We start from the raw sequence: 7,404 nt of genomic DNA on the forward strand, positions 1-7,404 counted from the left end.
ATCGGAGAGGGCGGCGGTGCCGCCGCCTTCTCCAGCCAATTCCGCCGGGGTCGTCCAGTGCTCGCCAATTTGCTCGATCGCTTTCGCACGTTCGCGCTTGCCTTGCTGCTGACCGCCTACGCGGTGCCGGCGTTCGCCGGTGCGTTCGAGGATGCAGTCGCCAAGTTCGCCAACGACGACTTCTCCGACACCGAAGAGGCGATCGGAGTGGTTGCAAGCTCGGGCAATCCGCTCGCCCATCCCATCATCAGCGCGCTGCAGGACGGCCGCCTGATGGCCGATCCCGACAGCAAGAAGGTTTATGTCACCGGGACGGACGGCAAGTCGATCGATGCCATCACCGGCGAAGCGGTCGCCAGCGTTCCCGACAGTGCCAGCGCCGTTCGGCTCAACAACCGTCTGCGGCGCGGCGTCGAGGCGGCGGTCGGCGGGCTGACCCTGCTTTCACCTGACCTTGCCACCCGTCTTCAGGCGGCGCAGTCCGTCTTCAAGTCGCATGAAGAGGCGGCGCTGCCGGTCGTCGAAAGCGCGCTGGCCAAGGAGACCAACAAGGCGGCCAAGACCGCGCTCGGCGAAGCGCGCGCCGCGATCATCCTGTTCAAGTCCGATGCCAGCGAGCAGGACAAGCTGGAGGCCGTCGCCACCATCAAGGCGCGCGGCGACCAGGAAGCGCTGGCGCTGCTGACGGGCATCGGCGGCGATCAGCCCGCCACCGTGTCGAAGGCCGCGGCGAGTGCAATCTCCTCGATCCAGAGCTCGCTCGCGATGTGGTCCGGAGTGCAGAATGCCTGGTACGGGCTGTCGCTTGGTTCGGTGCTGCTGCTCGCGGCGATCGGACTCGCCATCACCTTCGGCGTCATGGGTGTCATCAACATGGCCCATGGCGAAATGGTCATGCTGGGAGCCTACACTACCTTCGTTGTGCAGGAAGTCATCCGCACCAGCTATCCCGGGGCATTCGACTATTCGCTTCTGATCGCCGTGCCGCTCGCGTTCCTGGTCGCCGGCGGCGTCGGCGTCCTGATCGAGCGCAGCATCATCCGCTTCCTCTACGGCCGCCCGCTCGAGACCCTGCTCGCCACCTGGGGCCTGTCGCTGGTGTTGCAGCAGGCGGTGCGCACCCTGTTCGGTCCGACCAACCGCGAGGTGGGCGCGCCATCCTGGATGAGCGGCGCGTTCGAGCTCGGTCAGATCACCGTCACCTACAACCGGTTGTGGATCCTCTGCTTCACGCTGGCGGTATTCGCCATCCTGCTCGCGATGCTGCGCTACACGGCGCTCGGCCTTGAGATGCGGGCCGTGACGCAGAACCGCCGCATGGCGGCCTCGATGGGCATTGCGACCTCGCGTGTCGATGCGCTGACGTTCGGCCTCGGCTCGGGCATTGCGGGCATCGCCGGCGTCGCGCTGTCGCAGATCGACAATGTCAGCCCCAATCTCGGCCAGAGCTACATCATCGACTCTTTCATGGTCGTGGTGTTCGGCGGTGTCGGGAATCTCTGGGGCACGCTGGTCGGCGCCCTGAGCCTCGGCATCGCCAACAAGTTCCTGGAGCCGGTCGCTGGCGCCGTGCTCGGCAAGATCGCGATCCTGGTGTTGATCATTCTTTTCATCCAGAAACGCCCGCGCGGCCTGTTCGCGCTCAAGGGCCGGGCGGTGGAAGCATGACGCCCCACGTGCTGACCCGATCGCTCGACCGTGGCGCGACGCTGTTCCTGGCGATCGTTGCCGCCTGCGGCATCCTGATCCCGCTGTCGAACCTGTTGTTGCCGGCGGGATCGTTCCTGCAGGTGCCGACCTATCTGGTGGCGCTGTGGGGCAAGTACGTCTGCTACGCGATCCTTGCTCTCGCCATTGACCTGATCTGGGGCTATTGCGGCATCCTCTCGCTCGGGCACGGTGCGTTCTTCGCGCTCGGCGGCTATGCGATGGGCATGTATCTGATGCGGCAGATCGGCCCCCGCGGCGTCTACGGCAATCCGATCCTGCCCGACTTCATGGTGTTCCTGAACTGGCAGGACCTGCCCTGGTACTGGTACGGGTTCGACATGTTCTGGTTCGCTGCGCTGATGGTAGTACTGGTTCCGGGCTTGCTCGCGTTCTGCTTCGGCTGGCTGGCATTCCGCTCCCGCGTCACCGGCGTGTACCTGTCGATCATTACTCAGGCGATGACCTACGCGCTCCTGCTCGGATTCTTCCGCAACGATTTCGGCTTTGGCGGCAACAACGGCCTGACCGACTTCAAGGACATTCTGGGCTTCAACGTGCAGGCCGACGGCACCCGCGCCGCCCTGTTCGGCCTGAGCTGCCTTGCGCTGATCCTCGCGTTCTTCATCTGCCGGGCGATCGTGACCTCCAAGCTCGGCAAGGTGCTGATCGCCATCCGTGACGCGGAATCGCGCACGCGGTTCCTGGGCTACCGCGTCGAATCCTACAAGCTGTTCGTGTTCACGGTGTCGGCCTGCATGGCGGGCGTCGCAGGCGCGCTCTATGTACCGCAGGTCGGCATCATCAACCCATCCGAATTCGCCCCCGGCAACTCGATCGAGGCGGTGATCTGGGTTGCGGTCGGCGGTCGGGGCACTCGGGTCGGCGCGGCGCTGGGGGCGGTCGTCGTCAACTACGCCAAGACCGTCTTCACCTCCGGTCCGCTGGCGCCCTACTGGCTGTTCATGCTGGGTGCGCTCTTCATCCTCGTGACGCTGCTGCTGCCGAAGGGAATCGTCGGCACGTTCAACACGTTCTGGGAGCCGTGGAAGGCTCGACGCGTTGAGGCCAACGCGGCAAGCGCCGCGCGCGAAGACGGCGTCAGCGAACCTGCGGAGTGATCGATGAACGTCATGGACAACCGCGCCACCTCCGCGTTGCTGTACCTGGACGGCGTACACGTCTCCTTCGACGGATTTCGCGCCATCAACAACCTGTCGCTGACGCTCGAGCCCGGTGAGATGCGCGCTATTATCGGCCCCAACGGCGCCGGCAAGACCACCATGATGGACATCATTACCGGCAAGACCAAGCCTGACGAGGGCACGGTGCTGTTCGACGGCGTCACCGATCTGACCCGGCTCGATGAGACTCGCATCGCCGAGCTCGGTATCGGTCGCAAGTTCCAGAAGCCCACCGTGTTCGAAAGCCAGACCGTCGAGGACAATCTGCTGCTCGCGCTCAACGTCGATCACAGCGTCAGGGGCACGCTGTTCTGGCGCGGCAGCAAGGCGGAAGCGGAGCGCATCGATCGCGTGCTGGAGACCATCCGCCTGACGGACGCGCGCAGACTCCTCGCCGGCAGCCTGTCGCACGGTCAGAAGCAATGGCTGGAAATAGGCATGCTGCTCGCGCAGGATCCGAAGCTGCTGCTGGTCGACGAGCCGGTCGCCGGCATGACCGACGTCGAAACCCACCAGACCGCCGAGCTGTTGAAGGAGATCAATCGCGACCACACGGTCATGGTGGTCGAGCATGACATGACATTCGTCCGCGAACTCGGGGTGAAGGTGACCTGCCTGCACGAAGGCTCGGTGCTCGCCGAGGGCACTATCGACCAGGTCTCGTCGAACGAGCGGGTCATCGAAGTGTATTTGGGACGCTAGAGCATGATCCGGAAAAGTGGAAAGCGGTCTTCCGAAAAGATCATGCTCAATCAAAGAGATGAGATCATGATGCAATTCCTTGTAATCGCATCATGATCTAGAACGGACGGCGATCGCAGATGTTGGACGTAAAGGACATCAATCTCTACTACGGCGCGGCGCAGGCGCTGCGCGGCGTGTCGCTCTCGGCGCAGCCCGGCAAGGTCACCTGCGTGCTCGGCCGCAACGGCGTCGGCAAGACCTCGCTGCTTCGCGCGCTCGTCGGGCAGTACCCGATCGCTTCAGGCTCGATCACGTTCGACGGTAGCGAGATTACGGGCCTGAAACCCTATGAGCGGGCGCGGCGCGGGATCGGCCTCGTGCCCCAGGGCCGCGAAATCTTCCCGTTGCTGACCGTCGAGGAGAATCTCAGGACCGGCTTCGGCCCGCTCAAGCGCGAGGATCGCTTCATCCCCGACGACGTGTTCTCGCTGTTTCCGGTGCTGCAGTCGATGCTGGGCCGCCGCGGCGGCGACCTCTCGGGCGGCCAGCAGCAGCAGCTTGCAATCGGACGGGCGTTGGTGATGCGGCCCAAGCTGCTGTTGCTGGATGAGCCGACCGAAGGCATCCAGCCATCGATCATCAAGGACATCGGCCGTGCAATCTCGTACCTGCGCAACATTGGCAACATCGCCATCGTGCTGGTTGAACAATATCTCGACTTTGCCTGCGAACTCGGCGACAGTTTCGCAGTCATGGACCGCGGCGCCGTGAAATATACCTGCGATCGCTCCAAACTCGACCCGAGCGAAATCAGTCGGCAGATGGCGCTGTAGGCCACAACTGCCGCCGCGGCCGAGTGGGGGGCGGATGCGGACCGAACTTTCAGCGTCTATCTTCGAAGCCAATCGCGCGCGCGGCGCGGTTCGTTTCGACGTGCGTCTTAAGGAGGGGGTGACGCGTCGGGGATCCCTGCATGAATCGGGCTCTTTGCGCGTGCGGTTTCCCTCCCCGGAAGATGAAGGGCTGTCGGCCGTGTTCGTCAACACGGCGGGTGGCGTTGCCGGCGCGGACCAGTTCGACATCGAGATTGCCGCTGGCGAGGGCGCGCGGCTTACCCTCACAACTGCCGCGGCGGAGAAAGTCTACCGAGCGCCCGGTCAGCCTGCGCGGATCCATATCGGCCTGAAAGCCGCCTCGGGTGCGCATCTTTCCTGGCTGCCGCAGGAGACCATCCTGTTTGACGGGGCGCGGGTGTCCCGCCGCTTCGATATCGAGCTCGATGAAGCGGCCTCGCTTCTGCTTTGCGAGATTGTGGTGTTCGGCCGCGCAGCGATGGGCGAGCGCATGAACGGTGGCGAATTTGTCGACCGCTGGCGGCTCTCGCGCGGGGGGCGCCTGGTGTTCGCCGAGACGGTCCGCCTTTCGGGCGATATCGCCGCAAAGCTCGCGCGTCCGGCTATCGCAGGTGACGGCGCCGCCATCGGCACCGCCCTGATCGTGCCTGGGGATGAGGCCGTGATTGAACGGATCCGGCAAGGAGCGGAGAGTTTTCGCGGCGAGGTCGGGACATCCGCCTGGAATGGCTTTGCAATGGCTCGGTTCTGTGCCCAAGATGCCGCCGCGCTGCGTAACGACATGATGACGGTGCTTGGACGAACCGGCACCGCACTGCCGCGGTTGTGGCTCACTTGATAGATGAAACGGCAAGAGATTTCGCATGAACCTGTCTCCCCGCGAAAAAGACAAGCTTCTGATTTCGATGGCGGCCATCGTGGCGCGGCGAAGGCTCGAGCGCGGCGTCAAGCTCAATCATCCCGAGGCGATCGCCATCATTTCCGATTTCATTCTCGAAGGTGCACGCGACGGCCGCACGGTGGCCGAGCTGATGCAGGCGGGCGCCGAGGTGCTGACCCGCGACCAGGTGATGCCGGGCATTCCCGAGATGATCCACGACATCCAGGTGGAAGCGACGTTTCCCGACGGCACCAAGCTCGTCACGGTGCACGAGCCGATCCGGTGAGACGCACCAGCCTTCCACGAACTCCGTCATGCCCGGGATTGGTCCGGTCCACGAGGTTTGAACCGAGCAGTAAGAGTGGATGGCCGGCACAACGCCGGCCATCCGCAGTCGAGCATGATGAGGAACAGACATGATCCCAGGTGAACTCTTCATCCAGGAAGGCGAGATTGAGCTCAATGCCGGCCGCAAGACCGTGACGCTGACTGTCTCCAATACCGGCGATCGTCCGATCCAGGTCGGCTCGCACTATCATTTCTTCGAAACCAACCCGGCGCTGAAGTTCGACCGCAAGAAAGCGAGAGGCATGCGGCTCGACATCGCCGCCGGCACCGCCGTGCGCTTCGAACCGGGCCAGAGTCGCGAAGTTCAGCTCGTCGCGCTCGCGGGCAAGCGGACCATCTACGGCTTCCGCGGCGAGGTGATGGGAAAACTGTGATCTCGGTGTAGGCGTGCCATGATCTATTGTGAGGTGAGCACAATAGTCTCGCTCCCTTTCCCCTTGCGGGCCCCGCAAGGGGGAGGGAACGGAGAGAGCGTGCCTGGGAACGAAGCTTGCAGCGGCGTGGTTGAGGCGGGAAAGGAGCCTGCCATGTTATCACCGATCCGACTTGTCTCTGAAGCTGCCGAGTTCGCCGCGCGCCGCCACAGCGGTATGCAGCGCAAGGGACGTGGCCACGAGCCCTATATCAACCACCTCGCCGAGGTCGCGAATCTGCTGTCGCTGGCAACCGCCGGCGGCGACGCCGAGCTCGTTGCGGCCGGCTGGCTGCATGATACGATCGAGGATACCGAAACCACCCACGACGAGCTCGCGCAACGCTTCGGCCTGCGCGTTGCCAATCTCGTGACCGAGGTGACCGAGGATACGAGCTTGTCAAAGGGCGAGCGACGTCAGAAGCAGGTCGAGGACGCGCCCAAGAAATCGGCCGGAGCCAAGCTGATCAAGATCGCCGACAAGATCAGCAACGTCCGCGCGCGGATCGCGCCCGAGCCGACCAAGAGGCAGCGCGACGATCTCGCCGACTATATCGCTTTTGCCGAGAAGGTTGTCAGCGGCTGTCGCGGCGTCAACGCGGTGCTGGACCGGATGTTCGACGAAACGGTCGCGCTGGCGAGGAGCGCGCTGTGAGCACCTATAGGTACTTCATTTCCAAACGGGGCTTTTGATGTCTGCTAAAATCAAGCGTTCAGTCTACGCCGACATGTTCGGCCCGACCGCCGGCGACAGGGTGCGGCTCGCCGACACCGACCTCATCATCGAGGTGGAGAAGGATTTCACCACCTATGGCGAGGAGGTGAAGTTCGGCGGCGGCAAGGTGATCCGCGACGGCATGGGCCAGTCGCAGGTGACCAGCAGACAGGGCGCGGCCGATACCGTGATCACCAACGCCTTGATCATCGATCACTGGGGCATCGTGAAGGCCGACGTCGCGATCAAGGACGGCATGATCGGCGCGATCGGCAAGGCCGGAAATCCCGATATCCAGCCGGGCGTCACCATCGTAATCGGCCCCGGTACCGACGTGATCGCGGGCGAGGGCAAAATCCTTACCGCCGGCGGGTTCGACAGCCACATCCATTTCATCTGCCCGCAGCAGATCGAGCATGCGCTCATGTCGGGCGTGACCTCGATGCTGGGCGGGGGCACCGGGCCCTCGCACGGCACCTTTGCCACCACCTGCACGCCGGGACCGTGGCACATCGCGCGGATGATCCAGTCTTTCGTTGCCATCCCGGTCAATCTCGGCATTGCCGGCAAGGGCAATGCATCGCGCCCCGCCTCGCTGGTCGAGATGGTCAAGGCGGGCG

Annotated in this window: 9 protein-coding genes; all 9 read left to right on the forward strand. The window is 64.0% G+C overall.

The window, feature by feature from the left end:
* Positions 1 to 69 precede the first annotated feature (69 nt).
* On the forward strand, positions 70 to 1,668 hold the full coding sequence (gene urtB, locus HY852_RS26715) for an urea ABC transporter permease subunit UrtB (protein WP_291607965.1): 1,599 nt from the start codon (positions 70 to 72) through the stop codon (positions 1,666 to 1,668).
* Entirely contained in the window at positions 1,665 to 2,828 is a 1,164-nt protein-coding gene (gene urtC / locus HY852_RS26720) for an urea ABC transporter permease subunit UrtC (RefSeq protein ID WP_291607956.1), read from the forward strand. The genes urtB and urtC overlap by 4 nt, the downstream gene beginning before the upstream one ends.
* Positions 2,829 to 2,831: 3 nt before the next feature.
* The gene (gene urtD, locus HY852_RS26725) at positions 2,832 to 3,593 is read left to right on the forward strand and encodes an urea ABC transporter ATP-binding protein UrtD (RefSeq protein WP_291607957.1); all 762 of its coding nucleotides are present in this window, start codon (positions 2,832 to 2,834) and stop codon (positions 3,591 to 3,593) included.
* Between the two features lie 119 nt (positions 3,594 to 3,712).
* Positions 3,713 to 4,408 carry an urea ABC transporter ATP-binding subunit UrtE gene (gene urtE, locus HY852_RS26730; RefSeq protein ID WP_291607959.1) on the forward strand — a complete coding sequence of 232 codons (696 nt, stop codon included), beginning with the start codon at positions 3,713 to 3,715 and terminating at the stop codon, positions 4,406 to 4,408.
* Positions 4,409 to 4,442: 34 nt separating this feature from the next.
* Positions 4,443 to 5,267 carry an urease accessory protein UreD gene (locus HY852_RS26735; protein ID WP_291607960.1) on the forward strand — a complete coding sequence of 275 codons (825 nt, stop codon included), beginning with the start codon at positions 4,443 to 4,445 and terminating at the stop codon, positions 5,265 to 5,267.
* A 25-nt stretch (positions 5,268 to 5,292) separates the two neighbouring features.
* Positions 5,293 to 5,595, forward strand: a complete 303-nt coding sequence (locus HY852_RS26740; protein ID WP_291607961.1) for an urease subunit gamma — start codon at positions 5,293 to 5,295, stop codon at positions 5,593 to 5,595.
* Between the two features lie 130 nt (positions 5,596 to 5,725).
* Positions 5,726 to 6,031, forward strand: coding sequence for an urease subunit beta (locus HY852_RS26745; protein ID WP_291607962.1), 306 nt, complete (start codon positions 5,726 to 5,728; stop codon positions 6,029 to 6,031).
* Between the two features lie 153 nt (positions 6,032 to 6,184).
* Positions 6,185 to 6,724 carry an HD domain-containing protein gene (locus HY852_RS26750; RefSeq protein ID WP_291607963.1) on the forward strand — a complete coding sequence of 180 codons (540 nt, stop codon included), beginning with the start codon at positions 6,185 to 6,187 and terminating at the stop codon, positions 6,722 to 6,724.
* Positions 6,725 to 6,761: 37 nt separating this feature from the next.
* The coding region (locus tag HY852_RS26755) for an urease subunit alpha (RefSeq protein ID WP_291607964.1) at positions 6,762 to 7,404 on the forward strand (643 nt) is incomplete at its 3' end.

This window comes from Bradyrhizobium sp., from assembly GCF_016213215.1.
GTDB lineage: Bacteria > Pseudomonadota > Alphaproteobacteria > Rhizobiales > Xanthobacteraceae > Bradyrhizobium.